Below are 22286 nucleotides of genomic sequence, written 5' to 3'. Positions count from 1 at the left end.
TCGGCCACACGTCGGCGGGCCCCGGGCGGGCGGTCGCGTGCCGGGCGGGGCGCCGCGCTCCCGCCCGGGCGCGGCGGGGTCACAGGAAGGTGACGCCCTGGGCGAGCGGGAGCGCGTCGGAGTAGTTGACGGTGGTGGTGGCGCGGCGCATGTAGCCGCGCCAGGCGTCGGAGCCCGATTCGCGGCCGCCGCCGGTCTCCTTCTCGCCGCCGAACGCGCCGCCGACCTCGGCGCCCGAGGTGCCGAGGTTGACGTTGGTGATGCCGCAGTCGGAGCCGTCGGCGGCGAGGAAACGCTCGGCCTCCCGCTGGTCACGGGTGAAGATCGCGGCCGAAAGGCCCTGCGGGACGGCGTTGTTGAGCGCGATGGCCTCGTCCAGGGTGCGGTAGGTCAGCGCGTAGAGGATCGGGGCGAAGGTCTCGGTGCGGACGATGTCGGTCTGCCGGTCCATCCGGACGAGCGCGGGACGGACGTACGCGGCGTCCGGTGCCTCGCGGGTCAGGCACGGCTCGCCGCCGGCGAGGACGGTGCCGCCGTCGCGGCGGGCGGCGGCCAGCGCCCCGTCCATGGCGTCGCGGGCGGCGCGGTGGACGAGCGGTCCGACGAGGGTGTCCGCGGCGAACGGGTCGCCGACGGTCAGGCCGCGGTAGGCGTCGGCGATCCGCGGCAGCAGGCTGTCCGCGACGTCCTCGTGGACGATCAGGCGGCGCAGGGTGGTGCAGCGCTGGCCCGCGGTGCCGGCGGCGGCGAAGACGATGCCGCGGACGGCGAGGTCGAGGTCGGCGGAGGGGGCGACGACGGCGGCGTTGTTGCCGCCCAGCTCCAGCAGGGTCCGGCCGAAGCGGGCGGCGACGCGGGGGGCGACGGCGCGGCCCATCCGCACCGAGCCGGTCGCGCTGAGCAGCGCCACCCGGGGGTCGTCGGCGAGGAGCGCGCCGAGGTCGGGGCCGCCGAGCAGCAGATGGTGCAGGCCATCCGGCGCGCCGGTGTCGGCGGCGGCCCGCTCCAGCAGGGCGGTGCAGGCGAGGGCGGTGAGCGGGGTGAGTTCGGAGGGTTTCCAGACGACGGGGTCGCCGCAGACGAGGGCGAGGGCGACGTTCCAGGACCAGACGGCGACGGGGAAGTTGAAGGCGGAGATGACGCCGGTGACGCCGAGCGGGTGCCAGGTCTCGGTGAGGCGGTGGCCGGGGCGTTCCCCGGCGATGGTGCGGCCGTAGAGCTGGCGGGAGAGGCCCACCGCGAAGTCGCAGATGTCGGTCATCTCGCGGACCTCGCCCAGCGCCTCGGAGCGGATCTTGCCCGCCTCGACGGTCACCAGGTCGGCGAGGTCGTCCCGGTGGGCGTCGAGCAGCGCGCCGAGCCGTTTGACGAGCGCGCCGCGGCGGGGCGCGGGGACGGTGCGCCAGATGTGGAAGGCGCGGGTGGCGGCGGCGAGCGCGTCCTCGGCCGCGTCGGCCGAGGTGGCCGGCAGCGTCCCGAGGGCACCGCCGGTCAGCGGCGTACGGGCGGTGAGCGCGGCGCCGGTCACGGTGGCGGCCGGGTCGAGGGCGGTGGGGGCGCCGCAGCGGGCGAGGGCGGCGGCGGCCCGGTCGCGGAGGGCGTCGGTGGTGGGGTGGCTCATGCGGACTCCTCGGGGGTCGGGTCGAGGCCCAGGGCGCGGCGGGCCCGGCGCAGGGTGGTGAGGCTGCGGTCGGCGTAGCGGGCGAACGGGTCGTGGACGGGGCGGTCGAGGGCGGCGGCGAGGCGGTCGGCGTCGTAGGGGGCGGCGGTGCGGTCGGCGGTGCGGGTGGTGTCGCGGGTGAGGTTGGAGCGGAAGATCCCGGCGGCGGAGCGCGGCAGGAAGTCCTCGTAGACGATCGGGCGGGCGGTCAGCCAGCCCTGGTCGAGGAGGGCGGCGAGGCCGTCGGGCGGGCGGCGGCCGTCGCGGGGGCGGGCGGGGGCGGGGGCGTAGGTGAAGAACGCCAGGCCGTCGGCGGCGAGTTGGCGTTCGGTGCGGGGGAAGCCGGCTTCCCAGACGGCGCGGGCGGTGGCGGCGTGGTCGGCGGCGGTGCCGCCCGCCTCGGCCGTGCGGCGGTCGGTCAAGGCGGTGAGGGCGTCGTAGCGGGCGCGGCCGGTGCGGGTGAGGGCGATGCCGCGGGCCTCGACCTCACCGAAGCGGACGCGGAGGGTGCCGTCGGTGACGCGGCCGTCGATCTCGCGGAAGGCGCGGGGTTCGGCGAGCGCCCGGAAGGACGTCTGGCGGAGCAGGACGTCGGGGCCGTCCCAGCGGGGCGGGCCCTGGATGCGGTCGATCATGGTGATGCCGTGGGCGGTCATCCGCCGGTAGAGCGCGTCGATGTCCAACACGCGCGGGGTGAGGTGGTTGAGGTGGGTGGTGGTGACCCCGCCGATGTCCGCGGCGACGGCGCTGACCTCGGACAGCTCCTCGTACCAGGCGCGGTCGACGGGCTCGGCGGAGAGCGCGAACGCGTCGGTGGCGAGGGTCAGGAAGCGGTCGGCGTCCGCTTCGGGCAGGCCGCGGGCTTCCTCGGCGCGGGCGGCCAGGGTGAGGAGTTCGGGCGGGAAGAGGGTGCGGTGGCCGAGGAAGGCGGCGAGGCGGCGGGCGAGGTCCTCGTCGAAGAAGCGGCGGTCGTCGGGGGTGAGCAGGGAGGTGAAGACGCGGAACGGGTTGCGCTCCAGCTCCTCGGCGTCGAGGGGGCGGAAGGCGGTGGAGACGACGGGGACGGCGCCGGGCCCGTCGCGCAGGTCGTAGAAGCCGACGGGGTGCATGCCGAACGCGGCGAAGATCCGGGCCGCCTGGCGGAGTTCGTCCGGGGTGCCGACGCGGATGGCGCCGTGCCGTTCGGCGGTGACGCGGTCGAGTCCGCCGAGGTGTCCGGGGTGCCCGTCGCGGTGCACGGTCTCCTCGTTGATCCGCGCGGTCACGTCGAGGAGCGTGGTGTACGCGGGGACCTCCGCGCCGTACATGGCGGACAGGCGGCGGGCGAAGGCGGCGCGCAGCCGCCAGGTGGGGACCATACGGGAGCCTCCAGGGGACGGTCAGATGATGTGGGCCTCGGGGCGGACGGGTGCGGCGCCGTCGAAGCGGGCGGCGGAGAGCGGGGTGGCGTCGAGGAACGGGGTGCGGCGCAGGTACAGATCGCGGACGATCTCGCCGACGGCGGGTGCCTGGAGGAAGCCGTGACCGGAGAAGCCGGTGGCGTAGAGGAACCGTCCCTGGTGGCCCGGGGCGCGTTCGGCCTCGCCGATCAGGGCGTTGCGGTCCGGCGTCATCTCGTAGAGCCCGGCCCAGCCGTCGCGGACCGGGAGAGAGGCGAGGGCGGGGGCGCGGCGGGCCGCGGCGGCGCGGAAGGGGGTGAGCCATTCGCGGGTGAAGGTGCGGTCGAAGCCCGGGGGCTGGGCGGGGTCGGAGAGGCCGAGGAGGAGACCGCCGGCGGCGTCGTTGTGGAAGTAGAGGGTGGAGCCGAAGTCGAGGGTGAAGGGGATACGGGGCGGGGCCGGGTCGAGCGGTCCGGTGAGGGCGATCTGGCGGCGCAGCGGGGTGACGGGCAGGTGCGCCCCGGCCATCTCGCCGACGGCGGCGGACCAGGCGCCGGCGCAGCAGATCAGGACGGGGGTGCGGACGGTGCCGTGCGGGGTGTGGACCGCCTGGAGGCCGGGGGCGGCGGCGGGATCGACGGCGGTGACCGGGCAGTGGGTGCGGACGCGGGCGCCGAGGCGGCGGGCGGCGCGCAGATAGCCGGTGACGGCGGCCTCGGGGCGAGCGTAGCCGTCGGCGGGTGAGTAGGCGGCGGCGACGAGGGTGTCCGGGTCGGCGTACGGGCACAGGGCGTGGGCCTCGCGCGGGGTGATCAGGCGGCTGGGGACGCCGAGGGAGTTCTGGAGGGCGATCCCCTCGGCGAAGAGGTCGCGTTCGGCGGCGTCGCCGAGGAGGAAGAGGTAGCCGGTGTGTTCCAGTCCGATGTCGGCGCCGGGGCGGCGGGCGAAGTCGCGCCAGGCGTCGAGGCTGCGCTGTCCGAGGCGGATGTTGAGCGGATCGGAGAACTGTGCGCGGACACCGCCGAGGGGTTTGCCGGAGGACCCTGCGGCGGGGTGGTCGCGTTCGAGGAGGAGGACGTACCCGGCGCCCGCCTCGGCGAGGTGGAAGGCGATGGCCGCGCCGATGACGCCGCCGCCGACGATGACGACGTCGGCCTGGTCGGGGAGGGGACCGGCGGGCCCGGGGAGCGGGGCGGCCGGGTGGCGGGCGGGAGCGGTGGGGCCGTCGGGCCCCGGGCCTTGAGGGGGCGTCGGTTCGTGCCGCCGGTCCGGTTCCTGATCCGGGGTCCGGGGCCGGTCTGCGGTGGGAGCCATCGGGTCGCCTTCCCGTCGTCCGGTACCTGAGAGGGGTGCGGTGGTGCGGGAGCGGTGCGCCGCCGGGTGGCGCCGCCCGGCGGGTCCGGGGCGGCACCGTGGCGCGCCCCGGGTGCCTCGATGGTGGGGCCCCGGGCGGCCGTACGTCCATGGAGAGTTGCTCCAGGTGATCTTTGAGCGGTGCTGCGCGGTCGGTGCGGGCGGCATGCGGCGGCGGCCGCGTGATCCTTGAGCCGTGCCGAGAGGTCGGCCGGACGGTACGCGGCAGTTCCCATATGGCCTTTGAGCCGTGCCGAGAGGTCGGCCGGACGGTACGCGGCGGGGGCCATGTGGCCTCGGAGCCGTGCCGCGCGGTCGTCCGGCGGTACCCGGGCGGCGTCCAGGTGATCTTTGAAACCGTGCCGAGCGGCCGGGGCGCGGTGGCCTCCGTGCCCTCTCCCCCGGCGGACCGCGCGCCCGTAGATTGGCGCCATGGAACTTCCGGGGCCGCAGCTCAGAACGCTTCTGGAGCTGGCCCGCGGCGCCACGATGACGGCGGCGGCCGCGGCGCTGGGGTACACGCCCGGGGCGGTGTCGCAGCACATCGCCGCGCTGGAGCGGGCCACCGGCGCGCGGCTGGTGCGGCGGGCGGGCCGCCGGGTGGAGCTGACCGACGCCGGGCGGACCCTCGCGGTGCACGCCGGGCGGATCCTCGCGGCGCAGGCGGAGGCGCTGGCGGCGCTGGAGCGCGGCCGGGGCGAGGTGGCCGGGCGGCTGGTGCTGGGGGTCTTCGGCAGCGCCGCGGCGGCGCTGCTGCCCCCGGCGCTGCACCGGCTGCGCGCCCGCCATCCGGCGGTACGGGTGGTGAGCCGCGAGGTGGACGTGGATCAGGCGTACGCGGAGGTGGGCGCGGGCCGGGTCGATCTGGCGCTGGGCCTGGACTATCCGGACGCGCCGCTGCCGCGCGACGGCAAGGTGGAGCTGGTGCGGCTGCGCACCGAGCGGTTCGCGCTGGCGGTGCCGTCCCGGTGCCCGCCCCCGGGGGCGGCGCACGGCACGCTGCGGCTGGCGCGGGCGGCGGAGCTGGCGTGGATCCTGCCCGCGCCCGCGTCGCACTACGGGCGGGCGGTGCGCACCGCGTGCCGCCGCGCCGGGTTCGAGCCGCGGGTGGCGCACGAGGTGACCGATACGGCGGTGTCCCTGGCGATGGTCGCGGCGGGTCTCGGCGTGGCCCCGGTGACGGAGCTGATGCTGCGGCTGCGGTCGGCGGGCATCACCGTGGTGCCGCTGGCGGACGCCCTGGAGCGGCACCTCGTGGTCGCCGTGGACGCGGTGGCCCGTCACCGCCCACCGGTCGCCGCACTGATCACGGCGTTGAGCGACCGCACGGCACCGCCGGACGGGGCGGGACCGCGGGAAGCGGACGGGCCGGACGGCGGTACGGGGACGCTCCCCGGGCCGGGCGGCGCCACGGCGTTCCCGGGCGCGGCCGGAGCGGACAGCGTCCCCGGGGCTCCCGGCACGGACGGCGTCCCCGGGGCTCCCGGCACGGACGGCGCGGATGACCCGGCGGATCCCCCGGGGCCGGAGGGGGCGCGGAGGCCGCCCGGGCCCGCGGACCGCGCGGGCGACGCACCAAAGTGACGCCCGGCACCGGCGACCGGACGGGCGCCGCGCCCGGGCGAGGCCGCACCGCGGACCGCGCGGGCGGCGCACCGGAGCGAGGCCCGGCACCGCAGGCCGGACAGGCGCCCCACCCGAGCGCGGCCGGTATCCAAAGACCCGTACGGGCGCTCCACCCTGCAACCGCGACCACCGGCGGTCAGGCGCCGGCCGTCAATCACCCGCCGTCAGGCGCCAACCGTCATTCACCGCCGTAAGGCGCCGACCGCCGCCATCAGCCGCTACGCGCGCCCCGCCGCCGACCGCGCCGCGGCGACCCGTCCCCGTACCGGCGCGTAGTGCGCTCCGATCGCCGCGGCGAAGGCGCCCGCGTCGCCGGAGCGGGCGGCGTCGGCGATGGCGCGGTGGGCGGCGAGGGTCTGGCGTTCGTCGTCGAGGGTGGCCATGTCGAGCTGCGGGCCGACGGTCGCGTAGCTGTCCCAGAGCACCTGGGTGAGCTGGCTGATGAGGTCGTTGCCGAGGGGCTCGGCGAGGAGGGCGTGGAAGGCGCGGTCGGCGGCGACGAAGCCGTCGGTGCCGGCGGGGTGGCGGGCCATCTCCGCGACCAGACCGTCCAGTGTGTCGAGGTGGGCGGGGGTCAGGGCGGTGACGATGCCGTCGGCGTTGCCGCGTTCGAAGAGTTCCCGGACGTCGACGAGGTCGGCGTAGGCGCGGAAGGCGTCGTCGGGGCTGAGCAGTCCGCGGAAGGTCATGCTCTCGGCCAGCGCCGACAGGCCCAGTCCGCCGACGTAGGTGCCGTGGCCGTGGCGGACCTCGACGAGGTCGAGCGCGGCGAGCGATTTGACCGCCTCGCGGACGCTGGAGCGGCTGGCACCGAGGGCGGCGCAGAGTTCGGACTCGGTGGGCAGCGGATCGCCGGGGCGCATCCGGTGGGTGAGCATGTGCCGTTTGATCCCGTCCGCGACCTTCTCGCGGAGCGACGACCGTCCGCGGCGCGCCTGCGCCACCTCAGCACCCGGCACCTGATGCCCCTCTCCCCGTTGCGGCCCGGCGCAGCGTATCAACCGGACATGACGCGGCCGGGGCCGTGGAGCCGGGGCTCCGGTCAGGCGGGGGCCGGGGCCTCGGGGGTCTGCGGGCCCTCCGGCTCGGGGGGCCAGACGGGGCGGCTGGCCTGCGGGACGGCCGCGAGGGCGTGGCCGACGGTCGGGTAGCAGGAGAAGACGCCGAGCGACTGGGTGCCCACCAGCAGGCGCAGCATCCGCATACCGAGGGAGGCGAGGAGGAGACGGCCCTCCAGGCGGCGGCAGAGCCATTCCAGGGCGAGCAGGCAGCTCAGACCGCGGGAGTCGCAGAAGCGCAGTGCGGTCAGATCGAGCACGAGGAAGCGGTGCCCGGCGGAGACGACGGACCGGGCCTCGGCGAGAAATGCCTGTTCGGTGCGGAGGTCCAGCTCCCCCGTGACACGCAGCACCGCACACTCGTCCCCCTGGACGAGCGCCGTGACCGCCAGCGACCGCATATCCGCACTCATGCCGTCCAGCGTAAGCGGCCCGGCCGCGGGCCCCGCCGCCGCGGCCGGAGGGGCGCCCGGGGCGTACCCCGGCGGGCGGGCCGGGCGGCGGCGGTGCGAGCGGGCGTTCCGCCGCCGCTCAGAGCCTGTCCCGGGGCGCACCGAACCTTTGACATGAGTGATCATTCAGCGCCTTCGATGATCTTTTACGATCATTCGGGAGCGATTCGGTCAGCCGGTCCGGCCGGAATTCGCCGGGGTCCGTGCGCCCGCAGATGTCCGCGGACCGCCCGGAGCGGCCAAACGGGCAGCGGCCGGCCGACGAGGCCGCCGTGGGGCGGAACGGCACGGGCAGAAACGGGCAACTTTTGTCGCACTACGGGCAGCGAGAGGCCCCGGAACGGTTGCTATAAACCTCGGGCGGGCAGAAACGGGCAGGTCCATGACCGAACGGATCGGCACGCGCCCCCCTGATCCGTGCCCGAGCGGGCCGACGTACAGCGCAGGAGTGAGCCATGAGGGCCGAGGAACGCCAGCACCGGATCCTCGTGCTCGCCCGGCAGACCGGCCGGGTGGAGGTGGCCGACGCCGCCGAGGAGTTCGGCGTCGCCCGGGAGACCGTCCGGCGGGACCTGAGCGAGCTGGAGCGGCGCGGCCTGGTGCGGCGCACCCACGGCGCCGCCTATCCGGTCGAGAGCGCCGGGTTCGAGACGACGCTGGCGCGGCGGGAGACCCAGCAGGTCCCCGAGAAGCGCCGGATCGCGGCGGCCGCGGCGCAGCTTCTCGGGGAGGCGGAGACGGTCTTCGTCGACGAGGGGTACACCCCGGAGCTGATCGCCGGGCTCCTCCCGGCCGACCGGCCGCTGACCGTGATCACCCCGTCGCTGCGCACCGCCTCCCTGGTGTCGGCGAACGAGTCCGCCACCGTCCTGCTGGCCGGCGGCCGGGTCCGCGCCGGGACGCAGGCGACCGTCGGCTCCTGGGCGCGGGACATGCTCGCCCGCTTCGTCATCGACCTGGCCTTCCTCGGCGCCAACGGCATCTCCCGCGAACACGGTCTGACCACGCCCGATCCGGCGGTCGCCGAGGTCAAGGAGCAGGCCGTGCGGTCCTCTCGGCGGCGGGTGCTGGTGGGGGTGCACAGCAAGTTCGGGGCGAGCAGTTTCTGCCGGTTCGGTCAGATCGAGGACGTGCACACCGTCGTCACCGACGCGGGGCTGTCCGCGCCGGAGGCCCACCGCTACTCCCTCCTGGGGCCCCAGGTGCTCCGGGTCTGACCCCGAGCGCCCGGCCCTCACCCCGTCCCGCCGCGGCCCGCCGGCCGCCCCTCCCCCGTGCGGGCCGCCGCGTCCCCGGGCGCGGCCGCCCGGACACGTCCAGAAAGGTACGACGTGAGAGCACGCTCCCCCGGAATCCGCCGGCTCCGCACGGCGGCGGCACCGGCCGCCGTCGCCCTGGCGCTGGCGGCCACCACCACCGGCTGTTACCGCGGCGCCGGTGACACCGGCAACGACGGCCGCGACACGATCAACGTCCTGATGGTCAACAACCCGCAGATGGTGGACCTCCAGCGGCTGACCGCCCGGCACTTCACCGCGGAAACCGGCATCAAGGTGCACTTCACGCTGCTGCCGGAGGACGATCTGCGCGACAAGATGAGCCAGGACTTCTCCAGCCAGGCCGGCCAGTACGACGTCGCCAGCCTCAGCAACTACGAGACGCCGATCTACGCCCGCAACGGCTGGCTCTCCCCGCTGGGCGAACGCGCCGCGAAGGACCCGGAGTTCGACCAGGACGACATCCTGGCGCCGGTCCGCTCCTCGCTGACCGCGGCCGACGGGAAGATCTACGCCGAGCCGTTCTACGGCGAGTCGTCGTTCCTGATGTACCGCAAGGACGTCCTCGCGGCCGAGGGGCTGACGATGCCCGCGCACCCGACGTGGCGTCAGGTCGCCTCGCTCGCCGCGAAGCTGGACGGCTCCCGCAAGGGCATGAAGGGCATCTGCCTGCGCGGCCAGCCCGGTTGGGGTCAGTTGGCCGCGCCGCTGACCACCGTCGTCAACACCTTCGGCGGCACCTGGTTCGACAAGGACTGGAAGCCGCGCGTCGACTCCCCCGAGTTCACCCGCGCCGCACAGTTCTACGTCGGCCTGATACGTGAGCACGGCGAGGCGGGCGCCCCGCAGGCCGGCTACACCGAGTGCCTCAACGACATGCAGCAGGGCAAGGTCGCCATGTGGTACGACGCGACGGCCGGTGCCGGGTCGCTGGAGAGCGAGGGCTCCAAGGTCGCCGGGAAGATTGGCTACGTACCGGCGCCGGTGGAGCGGACGAAGAGTTCGGGGTGGCTCTACACCTGGGCCTGGGGCGTGCAGAAGGCGAGCCGTCATCAGGACGCCGCCTGGAAGTTCGTCTCCTGGGCGTCCGGCAAGGGCTACGAGCGGCTGGCCGGAAAGGAGTTGGGCTGGTCGCGGACGCCGGGCGGCAAACGCGCCTCGCTCTACCGCGACCCGGCCTACCGCAAGGAGTCCGGTGCCTTCGCCGCCGCGACGGAGGAGGCGATCCGCACCGCGCGGCCCCGCGATCCGGGGGTGCAGCCGCGTCCGGCGCCCGGTATCCAGTTCGTCGGCATCCCCGAGTTCTCCGACCTGGGCACGAAGGTGTCCCAGGAGATCAGCGCGGCCATCGCGGGCAAGCAGAGCGTGGCCGCCGCCCTCGCCGAGAGCCGGCGGCTCGCCCAGGAGGTGTCCGATGCCTACACCGACCGCTGAGACCGTGCGGCCGGCCGCCGCGTCCGGTGACGGGGCGACGCCCGTACGGGGCGCCGCCGCCCGGCGGGCGAAGGAGTGGGCGCGGCGCGCGCCGCTGCTGCCCGCGCTGGTCTTCCTGATCGTCGTGACCCAACTGCCGTTCGTGGCGACGGTGGTGCTCTCCTTCACCCGGTGGAACGCGCTCGCCCCCGACCGCCGCGGCTTCGCCGCCTTCGACAACTACGCCGCGGTCTTCACCGATCCGGCGCTGCGCGCCTCGGTCCTGACCACCGTGCTGCTGACGGTGACGGTGGTCCTGGTCAGCCTGGTGCTGGGGCTGGGCCTGGCGCTGCTGCTGGACCGGAAGTTCTTCGGCCGCGGGCTGGTCCGCACGCTGCTGATCACGCCGTTCCTGGTGGTGCCGGTGGCCGCCGCGCTGCTGTGGAAGCACGCGCTGTACAACGCGTCGTACGGCCTGTTCAACGGGGTGCTGACCGCGGTGTGGCGGCTGTTCGGCAGTGACGGCGCGCCGCAGCCGGACTGGATGACGTCCTCGCCGCTGGCCGCCGTCGAGACCGCGCTGATCTGGCAGTGGACGCCGTTCATGATGCTGATCCTGCTGGCCGGGCTGCAGTCCCGGCCGGCGGACGCGATCGAGGCGGCGCGGATGGACGGCGCCGGGGCGTTCGCGATCTTCCGCCATCTGACGCTGCCGCATCTGCGCCGCTATCTGGAGCTGGCGGCGCTGCTGGGCACGGTGTACGTGGTGCAGAACTTCGACGCGGTGTTCACCATCACCTCGGGCGGGCTGGGCACCGCCAACCTGCCGTACACCCTCTATCAGACCTTCTACCAGGCCCATGACTACGGCCGGGCGTCCGCGCAGGGGGTGGTGGTCGTGGTGTGTTCGCTGCTGGTCGCGACCTTCGCACTGCGTACCGTCTCGTCCCTGCTCCGCGAGGAGATCACCCGATGACCACGTCCACCGTGCCCGTCCCCCTGCGGCGCCGGCGCCGCGTCAACGGTCTGCTGGGGCTGGTGGCCTGGCTCGCGGGGATCGCGTTCTTCCTGCCGGTCGCCTGGATGGTGCTCACCTCCCTGCACGGCGAGCAGGACGCGGCGACCAACCCGCCGTCGCTCACCGCCCCGCTGACGCTCCACGGCTACCGGGAGTTCTTCGGCGCGGGCGGCGGCGGGCTCAGCCCCTGGCCGCCGCTGCTCAACTCGCTGACCGCGTCGGTGGTGTCCACCCTGCTGGTGCTGGCGCTCGCCGTCCCGGCGGCGTACGCGCTGTCGATCCGGCCGGTGCGCAAGTGGAGCGATGTGCTGTTCTTCTTCCTGTCGACGAAGATGCTGCCGCTGGTCGCCGGGTTGCTGCCGGTCTATCTCGTCGCGCAGCACACCGGGACGCTGGACAACATCTGGCTGCTGGTCCTCCTCTACACCTCGATGAACCTGCCGATCGCGGTGTGGATGATGCGGTCGTTCCTCGCGGAGGTGCCGGTGGAGATGCTGGAGGCGGCGTCGCTGGACGGCGCGGGGCTCGCCACCACGCTGCTGCGGATCGTCGGCCCGGTGGCCATGCCCGGGATGGCGGCGACCGCGCTGATCTCGTTCATCTTCAGTTGGAACGAACTGCTCTTCGCGCGGGTGCTGACCGGTGTGGTGGCGGGCACCTCGCCGGTCTTCCTGACCGGCTTCGTCACCAGCCAGGGCCTGTTCCTGGCGAAGGTCTGCGCGGCGGCCACGGTGATCTCGCTGCCGGTGCTGGCGGCCGGTTTCGCCGCCCAGGACAAGCTGGTGCAGGGCCTGTCCCTGGGCGCGGTCAAGTAGCGCCGTGCCCCCGCGCGTTCAGGCGCGCGGGGGCAGCCCCGTGGCGTGGGCGACGAGCAGGGCGACGTCGTCGTGGTCGTGCGGATGACGCAGCCGGGCCAGCAGTTGGTCGCACAGCTCCTCCAGGTCCTCGTACGGGGTGGTGAGCAGTTCGGTGAGGCGGTCGATGCGGCGGTCGATGGCGGTGTCGCGGGTCTCCACCAGTCCGTCGGTGTAGAGCACCAGACGGTCGCCGGGGTGCAGCGGGACGGTGGTCTGCTCGAAGGGGACGCCGCCGACGCCGAGCGGGGCGCCGGTCGGCAGCTCGATGAGGACGGGCCGCGGTCCGGGGCGGACGACGACGGGCGGCAGATGCCCGGCGCTCGCCATCCGGCACTCCCCGGCGTGCGGGTCGTAGACGGCGTAGACGCAGGTGGCGAAGGCGGGGTCGAGTCCGGCGGCGGCGTGGTCGAGGTGGCTCAGCACCTCGGCGGGCGGCAGGTCGAGGTCGGCGAGGGCGCGGGTGGTGGTGCGCAACTGGCCCATGGTGGCCGCCGCGTTGATGCCGCTGCCCATGACGTCGCCGACGACGAGGGCGGTCTTGTCGCCGGCGACCGTGATGGCGTCGAACCAGTCGCCGCCGACCTCCCCGGCGGCGTGGGCCGGCTGGTAGCGGTGGGCGAGGGTCATCCCGGCGGGCCGGGCGGGCGCCTGGCTCATCAGATGGCGCTGGAGGGTCAGCGCGGTGCGGCGTTCGCTCTGGTACGAGCGGGCGTTGTCGATGCAGACGGCGGCGCGGGCGGCGAGTTCGACGGCGAGCACCACATCGTCCTCGTCGAACGGGACGTCGTTGCGGACGCGGTAGAGCGACAGGGCGCCGAGGACGTCGCCGCGGGCGATCAGCGGGACGCCGAGGTAGGAGCGGAGTCCGCCGCGCGCCAGGGCGGCGGCGCCGCGGGCGTCGGCGGCGATCCGCGGCAGGTCGGCGGGGCGGACGCGGGCCAGGAGCACCGGGCGGCCGGTGGTCACGCACCGGGTGATGACGCGCTCGGCGTCGTAGGCGGCGAGCTGTCCGGCCGGGTCGAGCGCCTGCTCCGCCTCGGTGGGGCGGGCGCTGGCGACGGCGAGCGCCCGGAAGCGTACGGGGCCGTCGGGGACGGGCGGGAGGGGGCGGCGGCCGTCCAGGACGGAGTCGAGGACGTCGACGGCGGCGAGGTCGGCCAGCTCCGGGACGACGACGTCGGCGAGTTCGCGGGCGGTGCGGTCCACGTCGAGGGTGGTGCCGACGGTGGCGGAGGCGTCGGCGATGACGGCGAGGCGGCGGCGGGCACGGGCGGCTTCGGTGGTGACGCGGTGGTGGTCGGTGACGTCGAGGACCGAGGAGGCCACGCCCAGGACCTGCCCGCCGGGGCCCTCCAGCCGGTAGTGCGAGACGGACCAGGCGTGTTCGGTGCCGGGGTCGTCGGGCGGGCGGCCGACGGTGACCTGGTCCAGGCGCGGGACGCCGGTGGCGAGGACCTCGCGCATGCTGGTCATCAGCATGCCGGTGTCCAGGAAGCTCAGGCAGGCGTCGGGGCGCAGCCCGAGCTGGGCGCCCGCGGGCTGGCCGTTGAGGCGTTCCAGCGCCGGGTTGACCATGACGTACCGCAGGTCGGTGTCGAGGACGGCGAGGCCGATCGGGGACTGGGCGACGAGCCGGACGGAGAGCGCGAGGTCGCGTTCGGTGCGGCGCAGCAACTGGCGGTCGCAGGCCATGCCGAGGGCGTAGGAGCGGCCCTCGGCGTCGGTGAGGCGCATGTTGCGGAATTCGACGAGGCGGATGCTGCCGTCCTTGTGCCGGACGGGGAAGGAGCCGGCCCAGGTGGCGCCTTCGGCCATGACCTGGGCGAAGAGGCGGAGAACCAGCTCGGTGTGTTCGGGCGGTACCAGCAGTTGGGCGGCGGGGCGGCCCAGCGCCTCCGCGGCGCTCCAGCCGAAGAGGGTTTCCGCCTGGGGGCTCCACAGCGTGATGCGGCCCCGGGCGTCGAGCACCACCGCGGCCACGCCCAGCGCGTCGAGAAGGCCGCCCGCGTCCGCCGGTACCTCCCCGGCGGGGCCCGTGTCGCCGGGGAACGCGTCGGTCTCCCCCATCCAGGCACTCCTTCCGCCGGGCACGGGCGGCGCCCGGGGCACCGTCCGTTTTCCGCCGTGCTGCGCTGCGCACCATCATCCCTCGCGGGCACCGAGTCGGCCATGGCCAGGCGGGGGCGGCGGCCCGGTGGAGCCGCGCGGCGGGCTCCGGACGCCTTGCCGTCCGGGGGCGGGGCGCCGCGGAAGGCGTCCGAATCTTGCCCCTCGGATTGGGAGGCGGGGCGGGCGAACCACTACTCTCCTTTTAGTTGCCTCTAGCAACTAATTATCCGCCTTCGCCACCCGCCCGCGCGCCTCGCGCCGGCCCCAGGAGGATCCCCCCATGTCCGCAGCCGCCGCGCCGTTCCGTACCCACATCGAGGAGAACCTCGATGTCCTCGCCGCCGACCCGGGGCGCGAAATCCTGATCCACCAAGGCCGCCGGATCACCGGCGGTGAGCTGCGCGACCTCGTCCACCGCCTCGCCCGCGCCCTGCGCGCCCGGGGCGTGACCCGCGGCGACACGGTCACCATGCTCAGCGGCAACATCCCCGAGGTCATCGCCGCCCGCTACGCCGCCGGCCTCCTGGGCTGCTGCGTCAACCACCTCTACAACAAGCTCTCCGCCGCCGCCCAGGCCGCCATCATCCGCGATGTCGAGACCCGGACGCTGATCGTCGACCCGCGCCTGGCCGAACGCGCCGCCGAGCTGACGGAGCTGGCGCCGGGCCCGGACGTGCTGGTGCTCGGCCCCGCCAAGACCGGCAGTGACCTGCTGGAACTGGCCGCCGCACAGAGCGCCGAGCCGGTGGCGAGCCAGGCCCGCCCCGACGACATCTGCGCCATCCGCCACACCGGCGGCACCACCGGCCACCCCAAGGGCATCTGCAGCACGTTCGACCAGGGCCGCTGGTCCCGCGACGCCTTCTTCGGCGACACCACACCCCGCCAGCTCGTCTGCACCACCCTCGCGCACGCCGCCGGGCACCTGGCGGACGCCGTCCTGAACGCGGGCGGCGCCGTCGTCCTCCTCGACGACTTCGACCCCGCCGAGGCCCTCGCCGCCATCGAGCGCGAGCGGATCACCCACCTCTTCCTGCTGCCGCCGCTGCTGTACCAGCTCATCGACGACCCCGCCGCGGCGACCACCGACACCAGCAGCCTGACCCACCTGACGTACGGCGGCTGCCAGGCGTCGCCCGCCCGCCTCGCGGACGCCATCGAGCGCTTCGGCCCCGTACTGATGCAGGTCTACGGCCAGAACGAGGCCGGCGGCGTCAGCATCCTCACCCCCGAGGATCACGACCCGGCCCGCCCCGAGCGGCTCCGCTCGGCCGGAAGGATCATCCCCGGCGTGGAGGTCGCCGTCCGCGACGAGCACGGCCGCGACCTGCCCACCGGCGAGCAGGGCGAACTGTGCGTGCGCTCCGGTATGACCATGCAGGGCTACTGGAAGCAGCCGGAGCTGACCGCCGAGGTCATGCGGGACGGCTGGGTGCGCACCGGTGACGTCGGCTTCGTCGACGCCGACGGCTACGTCACCATCGTCGACCGGATCAAGGACATGATCGTCGTGGTCGGCGGCCATGTGTACACCACCGAGCTGGAGGACCTGCTCAACACCCACCCGCAGGTCCTGCAGAGCGCGGTCTTCGGCGTCCGCGACAGCGACCGGACGGAGCGGGTGCACGCCGCCGTCGTCCGGGCGCCCGGCGCGGACGTCGACGAGGCGCGGCTGCGCGCCCTGGTCCGCGACACCCGCGGCGCGATGTACGAACCGGCGCGGATCACCTTCCTGGACGCGCTGCCGCTGACCGACGCGGGCAAGCCCGACAAGAAGCTGCTGCGGACGGCGGCGGAGGAGGCCGCGGCCGCGCGCTGACCTCGCCGGGGGAATCGGCCACGCGATCGGCCGAGCACGGGGTGCGGTCACGTTTCGGGGGCGGCAGGCCGGGGTGATCTGTGAAGCGATCACATCCACCGCACTCTCGCGAGGAGTCTTCATGCGCATGCGCGCCGCCCTCTCCGCCACCGCTCTCGCCGCCGCTCTCGTCCTCGGGGGCGCCGGTTCCGCCATGGCCGGTGGCGGGAACGACGACCACCACTCCACCCACTCCAGCGGCGAAGCCAGGTTCGGCTCCTGCGGCCTCGGCGCCGCCATCATCAACGGCAACCCGATCTTCGGCGAGGGCTGCTACGGCGGTGGCATCGCCTGGAAGGACGAGTGGAAGTAACCCGTCGTCCGGCCCCCTGAGCGCACCGGGTACGGAACCGGCCGCCACCCCCGCGGGTGGCGGCCGGTTCGCGTGCCGCCCCTCCGGCGGCCCGCTTCCCGTACGGCGCCCCTCCGGTGGGCGACACGCTGCGCCGATGAGACCACTCCGGAATGGGGCATTGCGGGCAATAATCCGTCGTAATGATCCTCTCGACATCGTCATGGACGGGGTGACATGACCCCTGGACGCCGTGCACCGCAGCCCCGGCGGGAGCGGAGCGCCCGCGGCGGCAGCGCCACCAACGACCGCCTGCTCCGCATCCTGCTGCGCCGCCGCAAGAACGCTCTGAGCGCGGCGGACGTCACCGTCGCCGACCGCCCCCAGGTCCGCCGCGCGGTCTCCGCCGCCGCACTCGGCAACACCATGGAGTGGTTCGACTTCGGCGTCTACGCCTACCTCGCCGGGACACTGGGCAAGGTCTTCTTCCCCGCCAGCTCCCCCGGCGCGCAGGTGGTCTCCGCGTTCGCGACCTTCGCCGCCGCCTTCCTCGTCCGGCCGCTGGGCGGACTGGTCTTCGGGCCGCTCGGCGACCGCATCGGCCGTAAACGCGTCCTCGCCGCGACCATGATCATGATGGCGATCAGCACCTTCGCGGTGGGCTTCCTGCCCACCTACGGGGCCATCGGCTTCGCCGCCCCGCTCCTGCTGCTGGTCTGCCGCCTCGTCCAGGGGTTCTCCACCGGCGGCGAGTACGCGGGCGCCACGACGTACATCGCGGAGTACGCGCCCGACAAACGGCGCGGCTTCCTCGGTAGCTGGCTCGACTTCGGCACCTTCGTCGGCTACTCCCTCGGCTCCGGGCTGGTCACCGTGCTCACCGCGCTGCTCGGCGACGGCGGGATGACCGACTGGGGCTGGCGGCTGCCGTTCCTGGTCGCCGGGCCGCTCGGGCTGATCGGTCTGTACATGCGGCTGCACCTGGAGGAGACGCCCGCGTTCCGGAAGGAGGCGGAGGCGGCGCACGAGGAGGCGGAGAAGATCCGCAGCGAGGGCGGCGACGACCCCGTCGAGGTGGCCCGGCAGTCCGGTCACGGCCGGCTGAAGGAGATCTTCACCGGCCACTGGCAGGCGGTCCTCATCTGCATGGGTCTGGTGCTGCTCTACAACGTCACCAACTACATGGTCACGTCGTACCTGCCGACCTTCATGTCCGAGACGCTGCACCAGGACGACCTCACCGCACAGTTGCTGGTGCTCGGCACCATGATCGTGGTGGTGCTCTCCATCACCACCGTCGGCCGCACCTCGGACCGCTGGGGACGGCGGCCGGTCTTCATGGCGGGCAGCATCGCGCTGATCCTGCTGGCGGCGCCCGCGCTCTGGCTGATCCGCGCCGGCGGCATCCTGCTGCCCGCCTTCGGCTGCCTGATCCTGGGCCTGCTGCTGGTCTGCTTCGCCGGGACCTCGGCCGCCACGCTGCCCGCGCTGTTCCCGACCCGGCTGCGGTACGGCGCCCTGTCGATCGCCTTCAACATCTCCGTCTCACTCTTCGGCGGTACGACCCCGCTGGTCGCCTCCGCGCTCGTCCAGGCGACCGGCGACACGATGGTCCCGGCGTACTACCTGATGGTGGCGGGGCTCATCGGGCTGGTGGCGACGTTCTTCCTGCACGAGACGGCGGGCAAGCCGCTGCGCGGCTCCGGCCCGATGGTCGAGACCCAGGAACAGGCGCAGCAGCTCGTCGCCCGCAGCCGGACCCAGGCCGGACGCCGTGCCCGCGACATCTGGATCCGGCTGCGCCACCCCTGGGCGCGCTGAGCCCCGCCCTCCGGAAGCGGGCGCGCTGAGCCCCGCCCTCCGGAGGCCGGGGAGCGGGGCTCAGGGGCCAGGTGCCGGGCGGACCCGGCACCGGCGGCGCGGTCAGGAGTCGCCGCGGTCCTTCAGGGAGTCCTTCATCCCCTCCGCCTTCTCCTTGGCGCCGCCCATCGCCTTCTTGGCCTCGCCCTTGGCCTGGTCGGTACGGCCTTCGGCGGCCATCCGGTCGTTGCCCATGGCCTTCCCGGCGGCCTCCTTGGCCTTGCCCTTCATCTTGTCCATGGCGCCCTTGTCACCCATGCCGCACTCCTCGGATAGCGGGGACACAACGCTCTCCACCGTCCCGCAGCCGGCGGCGGACCGCACCCGGAGACCGCCGGGCCCGGTCGGTGCGCCGTCCAGCCGCCGTCCAGCGACAGCGACGCGCCGGTGACGAACGCCGCGCCCGGCGGGCAGAGGTACGCCACCGCCTCAGCCGCCTCCACCGGCTCCACCGGCGCACCTGGCCCGCCCCCGGCCGCGCTCACCCGGACGCCCGCCCCGGATCGCCGCGGCGCGCCCGGGCTCCTACCGTCCGAAGGTGCAGCACGCCACCGACACCAGGGGGTTCGATCATGCGCCGACTGCTCGCCGTGCCGACCGTGCTGCTCGCCCTCGCCGCCGCCGCGTGCTCCGGCGGCGAGCGGTCCGCGGACACCGCTGCGGCCCGCACCCGCGCGCCGGGCCAGGCACCGTCCCCGTCCGGCACCGCGCCGACCGTCCCGGGCCAGTCGGTGGAGTGCGGGCAGATCCGCGACGCGCTCGGCACCGCGCACGATGTGGCCCTCTACGCGGACCCCGGCGCCGACGGCACGGTGGGCTGCGAGGAGGCCCACGACGTGATGGCCGATTTCTTCCGCCGCGCACCCCAGGACGGCGAGGACACCGCCGCGTCCCTCGCGGTCCGCGGCTGGCTCTGCCGCTACGAGGGCGGCCCGACCGGCACCTGGGTCAGCAGTTGCCGCAAGGACCGCCTGGAGATGCACACCGAGGAACCCGACAGCCCGCCGTCCGACGAGCCGGGCTCCCCCTCCGACGAGCCCGGCTCCCCCGACGAGTCCCGGCTCCCGCCCCTGCCGGACGAGTCGAGTACACCGGTGGACGAACCGTCGACCGAGGAGCTGTGATCCGGGACAGCCGTCCCGTTCGCGCCCCCGCGGCGTCCGGGAACGCGGCCCGGTGCGCGGCGCCGCCGCACCTCACTCGAAGAACTTGAGACTGAATCCCTTGTCCGCATTCGGCCCGGGAACATGGGCGCGCCGGTAAGTGGTATTACCCCACCAGACGAACGATCCGGTGTACCAGAAGCGGTTGGACCACTTGTACTCCATCCCCTTGGGAACCGCGTGGAACATCATGGGGAATTTCTTGCCCGACGGCGGACTCGTGTTGATATCACCGTTGAGCAGGACGAACGTATGGTGTCCCGGACCGTCGACATGCAGTGTCGGATCCCAGCCGGACATCATCGTCTCGCGGTGCGAACCGAAAAGGCAGCCGTTGGACTTGTACCAGTCCCAGACGTACGTCGGATTGCCGCCCGCCCGCAGCCGCAGATCGGCCAGGCAGTACTGGTTGCTCCAGCTCCCGTTGGCGGAATAGACGATGTGCAGTTGCCCCTTCGGATCCTTGATGGCCTCCGGCGCCTCGTTGATGTAGGGATTGCCGACTTTACGTTCCCATTTCTCGCGGGGCTGCGAGATGACGTACCGCTTACCGGTCGGCGTCACCGGGTCCTTCATCCGGGCGATGTAGAGATTCTGCTCGTTGTTGGTACCGCCGGACCAGCCCGACCAGACGAACCAGCGCTTTCCCCCGAAGGTGAACAGCGTGCCGTCGATGGCCCATTTGTCGTCCGGCAGAGCCAGTTTCCTCTCGGCGCCGTATCCGCCGTCCGCGCGGGCGGAACTGATGACGTACATCCGGTGGGCGGCGCTGTGACCGCCGGTGAAATAGATGTAATAACGGCCGTTGTCCCGGACGATCTCCGGGGCCCATACGTCCTTCAGACCGTTCGGATTCGACCAGACCTTCTTGGCGGGCGCCGAGGCGAGTTTCTCCAGCGACGTGGACTGCCGGACGATGATGCCCCCGCCCGCCGCTTTCACCGCGATATAGGTGCTACCGACCCTCAACACGCTGGGGTCGGCGCCCCGGACAGCGCCCTGCGCCCGCGTGGTCTTCCCGTGCGCCGCCCCCGGCCCTTTCCCCTGTGCCCCCTCCCGGGTTTTCCCCTCGGACTTCTCCTTAGCTTTCTCCTGTGCGGCGGGCGCGCCCGCTCCGTCCTGTGCGGGAGAGACTTCCGTTTCCCCGTGTGCGACGGGGGCGCTCTGGGCGGTCTCGGACGAGGACGAGGCGGAGGAGAGGGAGAAGGCGGTCGCACCTGCCAGCGCCACGGCGACGATTCCGGCGGAGAGGTGTAAAGGCTTCATGGGCTCTTTCCTGGTATGCCTCCGCTTCGGCGTCACACGGCCGACGGGACGCCGACGAACGAGCGACGCCGGGTCAGGGCACGGCGACGGGAGGCTGTGGAGGTGGGACCCTGACTTTCGTGCCCGTTCCCCCGCACCGGCGTATCGGTCATCCCGGCGGCGGAACGTTCTTCCAGGGTCCCGAGGGCCCACAGCCGTGTCAACGTCCTCCTCCGGCACGGCACTTACTCCGACGTGATGAAGACCGTCCCGTAACGGGCGTGTGACAGAAGAGGGGTTGACCAGCGCCACCCGCGGGCCCCGCCGCCGGCCGCGCCGGGAAAGGGGCGGCTCGCCCTGTTATCGTGCGCCGATGTCATCGGCCAAGCAGTTCCAAGTCACCTTCGACTGCGCGGACCCCGAGCGCGTCGCCCGCTTCTGGTGCGAGGTACTGGGGTACGTCGTCCCGCCCCCACCGGCCGGATTCGCCACCTGGGGTGAATTCGACCGCTCCCTCCCGCCCGAACGCCAGGGCTCCGCATTCGCCTGCGTCGACCCCGCCGGCGCGGGTCCGCGCCTGTTCTTCCAGCGCGTCCCCGAGGGCAAATCCGTCAAGAACCGGCTGCATCTCGACGTACGGGTCGGCACCGGACTCGTGGGAGAGGAACGGCTCGCCGCCCTCGAAGCCGAATGCGCCCGGCTGACCGCACTCGGCGCGACCCGCGTACGCCTGCTCCGCGCCGACGGATTCAACGAGTCGTGCCTGGTCATGCAGGACGTCGAGGGAAACGAGTTCTGCCTCGACTGAGCGGCCTCGGGGCGCGAGCAGGCCCCCTTCCCCGCCAGGCCACGGCCAGTCGGCCCCGCGGGGACGGGGCGCCCGGGGGGCCGGAGCCACGGCTACCTACGGGCACGACGAACACAGCGTGGAAGCAATCGCATGCTTCCGCGATTCGTCATTTCAGCTTGTGCGGGACGGTGCGCCACCCGGAGCGCCTGCCGAGCCGCCGGGACCCGCACGCCGAAGAGCTTCGGGCGGCACCCTGACGCGGAACCCGCAGAGGCGTTACGAGCCCTGGAGAGAGGGCGGACCGGTGCCCACACGTGGGGCCCGCGGCCCCCGCGCCCCCTAAGACAGCGCCCCCACCTCGTCCTTCCCCGCGAACCACGCCTCGCCGTCCTCCGCCGCGCGGCGGATACGGTGCAGCGCGAACTCCTCCAGCTCCGGCAGGGCGTCCAGGGCGAACCAGGCCACGTCCAGCGACTCGTCGTCGTTGACCCGTGCCTCGCCGCCGATCGCCCGGCAGCGCAGCGTGGTGTCCATGAACTGGCACACATCGCCGTTCGGATACGTCAGCGACGGCAGCGCCTCGACCAGGACGATGCGCTCGGGGACGACCCGGACCGCCGTCTCCTCGAAGACCTCACGGACGGCGACCTCGGCCGGCTGCTCGCCCGGCTCGGCGATACCGCCGATCACCGACCAGCGGCCGGTGTCCGCGCGGCGGCCCAGCAGCACCCGGCCGTCGTCGTCGAAGACCACGGCGGTCACCCCGGGCAGCCACAGCAGCCGATGGCCGATGGAGGAGCGCAGATCACGGATGAAGTCGGGGGTTGCCATGCCTGAACTGTAGAGGAAACGGACGCCCCGCCACCGGGCGGACCG

General features: G+C 73.9%; 19 protein-coding genes. 10 read left to right on the top strand and 9 right to left on the bottom strand.

The annotated features are described in order from the left end of the window. Positions 1-79: 79 nt before the first annotated feature. Genes ACGH2B_RS25850 through ACGH2B_RS25840 form a run of 3 tightly spaced genes read right to left on the bottom strand, consistent with a single transcriptional unit; the run spans position 80 to position 4353 of the window. Entirely contained in the window at positions 80-1621 is a 1542-nt protein-coding gene (locus ACGH2B_RS25850) for an aldehyde dehydrogenase family protein (RefSeq protein WP_399094568.1), read from the bottom strand. After that, on the bottom strand, positions 1618-3018 hold the full coding sequence (locus tag ACGH2B_RS25845; protein ID WP_399094565.1) for a 2-oxoadipate dioxygenase/decarboxylase family protein: 1401 nt from the start codon (positions 3016-3018) through the stop codon (positions 1618-1620). The genes ACGH2B_RS25850 and ACGH2B_RS25845 overlap by 4 nt, the downstream gene beginning before the upstream one ends. Positions 3019-3039: 21 nt before the next feature. Then, the gene (locus ACGH2B_RS25840) at positions 3040-4353 is read right to left on the bottom strand and encodes an NAD(P)/FAD-dependent oxidoreductase (RefSeq protein WP_399094562.1); all 1314 of its coding nucleotides are present in this window, start codon (positions 4351-4353) and stop codon (positions 3040-3042) included. Positions 4354-4824: 471 nt separating this feature from the next. Between ACGH2B_RS25840 and ACGH2B_RS25835 the strand changes: the two genes are divergently transcribed. Further along, entirely contained in the window at positions 4825-5976 is a 1152-nt protein-coding gene (locus tag ACGH2B_RS25835; protein ID WP_399094559.1) for a LysR substrate-binding domain-containing protein, read from the top strand. 260 nt (positions 5977-6236) lie between these two features. On the opposite strand, the gene ACGH2B_RS25830 is transcribed toward ACGH2B_RS25835, so the two are convergent. After that, positions 6237-6962: a FadR/GntR family transcriptional regulator gene (locus ACGH2B_RS25830; RefSeq protein WP_399097334.1), complete on the bottom strand. Its 726-nt coding sequence runs from the start codon at positions 6960-6962 to the stop codon at positions 6237-6239. Positions 6963-7060: 98 nt separating this feature from the next. Further along, entirely contained in the window at positions 7061-7489 is a 429-nt protein-coding gene (locus ACGH2B_RS25825) for an STAS domain-containing protein (RefSeq protein ID WP_399094556.1), read from the bottom strand. A gap of 494 nt (positions 7490-7983) precedes the next feature. Between ACGH2B_RS25825 and ACGH2B_RS25820 the strand changes: the two genes are divergently transcribed. The 4 genes from ACGH2B_RS25820 (at position 7984) to ACGH2B_RS25805 (ending at position 12051) form a co-directional block, all read left to right on the top strand. Continuing rightward, a complete protein-coding gene (locus ACGH2B_RS25820) occupies positions 7984-8745 on the top strand; it encodes a DeoR/GlpR family DNA-binding transcription regulator (RefSeq protein WP_399094553.1) in 762 nt (253 codons plus the stop codon). Between the two features lie 114 nt (positions 8746-8859). Then, complete coding sequence (locus tag ACGH2B_RS25815) at positions 8860-10239, top strand: ABC transporter substrate-binding protein (protein WP_399094550.1); 1380 nt, start codon at positions 8860-8862, stop codon at positions 10237-10239. Then, positions 10220-11194, top strand: coding sequence for a carbohydrate ABC transporter permease (locus ACGH2B_RS25810; RefSeq protein WP_399094547.1), 975 nt, complete (start codon positions 10220-10222; stop codon positions 11192-11194). The genes ACGH2B_RS25815 and ACGH2B_RS25810 overlap by 20 nt, the downstream gene beginning before the upstream one ends. After that, positions 11191-12051 carry a carbohydrate ABC transporter permease gene (locus ACGH2B_RS25805; RefSeq protein ID WP_399094544.1) on the top strand — a complete coding sequence of 287 codons (861 nt, stop codon included), beginning with the start codon at positions 11191-11193 and terminating at the stop codon, positions 12049-12051. Before ACGH2B_RS25810 ends, ACGH2B_RS25805 begins: the two co-directional genes overlap by 4 nt. 18 nt (positions 12052-12069) lie before the next feature. Here the strand turns inward: ACGH2B_RS25805 and ACGH2B_RS25800 are convergent, their stop codons facing one another. Next, positions 12070-14160 (bottom strand): SpoIIE family protein phosphatase, encoded by a 2091-nt coding sequence (locus tag ACGH2B_RS25800; RefSeq protein WP_399094541.1) that lies wholly within the window; start codon positions 14158-14160, stop codon positions 12070-12072. A gap of 322 nt (positions 14161-14482) precedes the next feature. On the opposite strand from ACGH2B_RS25800, the gene ACGH2B_RS25795 reads away from it, so the two are divergent. The 3 genes from ACGH2B_RS25795 to proP all read left to right on the top strand — a co-directional run bounded on the left by ACGH2B_RS25795 (position 14483) and on the right by proP (position 18173). Further along, positions 14483-16021, top strand: a complete 1539-nt coding sequence (locus ACGH2B_RS25795; RefSeq protein ID WP_399094538.1) for an AMP-binding protein — start codon at positions 14483-14485, stop codon at positions 16019-16021. Positions 16022-16142: 121 nt separating this feature from the next. Beyond that, positions 16143-16373 (top strand): hypothetical protein, encoded by a 231-nt coding sequence (locus ACGH2B_RS25790; RefSeq protein WP_399094535.1) that lies wholly within the window; start codon positions 16143-16145, stop codon positions 16371-16373. Between the two features lie 291 nt (positions 16374-16664). Further along, positions 16665-18173 carry a glycine betaine/L-proline transporter ProP gene (gene proP / locus ACGH2B_RS25785; RefSeq protein ID WP_399097331.1) on the top strand — a complete coding sequence of 503 codons (1509 nt, stop codon included), beginning with the start codon at positions 16665-16667 and terminating at the stop codon, positions 18171-18173. Between the two features lie 102 nt (positions 18174-18275). Here the strand turns inward: proP and ACGH2B_RS25780 are convergent, their stop codons facing one another. After that, positions 18276-18470, bottom strand: coding sequence for a CsbD family protein (locus ACGH2B_RS25780; protein WP_399094532.1), 195 nt, complete (start codon positions 18468-18470; stop codon positions 18276-18278). 314 nt (positions 18471-18784) lie between these two features. Between ACGH2B_RS25780 and ACGH2B_RS25775 the strand changes: the two genes are divergently transcribed. Continuing rightward, positions 18785-19336: a hypothetical protein gene (locus ACGH2B_RS25775; RefSeq protein ID WP_399094529.1), complete on the top strand. Its 552-nt coding sequence runs from the start codon at positions 18785-18787 to the stop codon at positions 19334-19336. A 72-nt stretch (positions 19337-19408) separates the two neighbouring features. Here the strand turns inward: ACGH2B_RS25775 and ACGH2B_RS25770 are convergent, their stop codons facing one another. Further along, on the bottom strand, positions 19409-20641 hold the full coding sequence (locus tag ACGH2B_RS25770) for a glycoside hydrolase family 43 protein (protein ID WP_399094526.1): 1233 nt from the start codon (positions 20639-20641) through the stop codon (positions 19409-19411). Positions 20642-20993: 352 nt separating this feature from the next. Between ACGH2B_RS25770 and ACGH2B_RS25765 the strand changes: the two genes are divergently transcribed. Continuing rightward, positions 20994-21428: a VOC family protein gene (locus ACGH2B_RS25765; protein WP_399094523.1), complete on the top strand. Its 435-nt coding sequence runs from the start codon at positions 20994-20996 to the stop codon at positions 21426-21428. 321 nt (positions 21429-21749) lie between these two features. Here ACGH2B_RS25765 and ACGH2B_RS25760 read toward each other — a convergent pair whose 3' ends face one another. Further along, a complete protein-coding gene (locus ACGH2B_RS25760; protein WP_399094520.1) occupies positions 21750-22241 on the bottom strand; it encodes an NUDIX hydrolase in 492 nt (163 codons plus the stop codon). Positions 22242-22286 lie beyond the last annotated feature (45 nt).

Origin of the sequence: Streptomyces sp. BBFR2 (genome assembly GCF_044497305.1) — a bacterium.
GTDB lineage: Bacteria > Actinomycetota > Actinomycetes > Streptomycetales > Streptomycetaceae > Streptomyces.
The sequence above is the reverse complement of the archived record's forward strand: the minus strand, read 5'-3'. Positions and strand labels throughout refer to the sequence as shown.

Bases quoted from the DNA above. Each gene is read 5' to 3' on its own strand.
- ACGH2B_RS25825 (WP_399094556.1), bottom strand. From the start codon at position 7,489: ATGAGTGCGGATATGCGGTCGCTGGCGGTCACGGCGCTCGTCCAGGGG.
- ACGH2B_RS25835 (WP_399094559.1), top strand. From the start codon at position 4,825: ATGGAACTTCCGGGGCCGCAGCTCAGAACGCTTCTGGAGCTGGCCCGC.
- ACGH2B_RS25760 (WP_399094520.1), bottom strand. From the start codon at position 22,241: ATGGCAACCCCCGACTTCATCCGTGATCTGCGCTCCTCCATCGGCCAT.
- ACGH2B_RS25850 (WP_399094568.1), bottom strand. From the start codon at position 1,621: ATGAGCCACCCCACCACCGACGCCCTCCGCGACCGGGCCGCCGCCGCC.
- ACGH2B_RS25765 (WP_399094523.1), top strand. From the start codon at position 20,994: ATGTCATCGGCCAAGCAGTTCCAAGTCACCTTCGACTGCGCGGACCCC.
- ACGH2B_RS25790 (WP_399094535.1), top strand. From the start codon at position 16,143: ATGCGCATGCGCGCCGCCCTCTCCGCCACCGCTCTCGCCGCCGCTCTC.
- ACGH2B_RS25775 (WP_399094529.1), top strand. From the start codon at position 18,785: ATGCGCCGACTGCTCGCCGTGCCGACCGTGCTGCTCGCCCTCGCCGCC.
- ACGH2B_RS25820 (WP_399094553.1), top strand. From the start codon at position 7,984: ATGAGGGCCGAGGAACGCCAGCACCGGATCCTCGTGCTCGCCCGGCAG.
- ACGH2B_RS25795 (WP_399094538.1), top strand. From the start codon at position 14,483: ATGTCCGCAGCCGCCGCGCCGTTCCGTACCCACATCGAGGAGAACCTC.
- ACGH2B_RS25840 (WP_399094562.1), bottom strand. From the start codon at position 4,353: ATGGCTCCCACCGCAGACCGGCCCCGGACCCCGGATCAGGAACCGGAC.
- ACGH2B_RS25770 (WP_399094526.1), bottom strand. From the start codon at position 20,641: ATGAAGCCTTTACACCTCTCCGCCGGAATCGTCGCCGTGGCGCTGGCA.
- ACGH2B_RS25845 (WP_399094565.1), bottom strand. From the start codon at position 3,018: ATGGTCCCCACCTGGCGGCTGCGCGCCGCCTTCGCCCGCCGCCTGTCC.
- ACGH2B_RS25780 (WP_399094532.1), bottom strand. From the start codon at position 18,470: ATGGGTGACAAGGGCGCCATGGACAAGATGAAGGGCAAGGCCAAGGAG.
- ACGH2B_RS25800 (WP_399094541.1), bottom strand. From the start codon at position 14,160: ATGGGGGAGACCGACGCGTTCCCCGGCGACACGGGCCCCGCCGGGGAG.
- ACGH2B_RS25810 (WP_399094547.1), top strand. From the start codon at position 10,220: ATGCCTACACCGACCGCTGAGACCGTGCGGCCGGCCGCCGCGTCCGGT.
- ACGH2B_RS25805 (WP_399094544.1), top strand. From the start codon at position 11,191: ATGACCACGTCCACCGTGCCCGTCCCCCTGCGGCGCCGGCGCCGCGTC.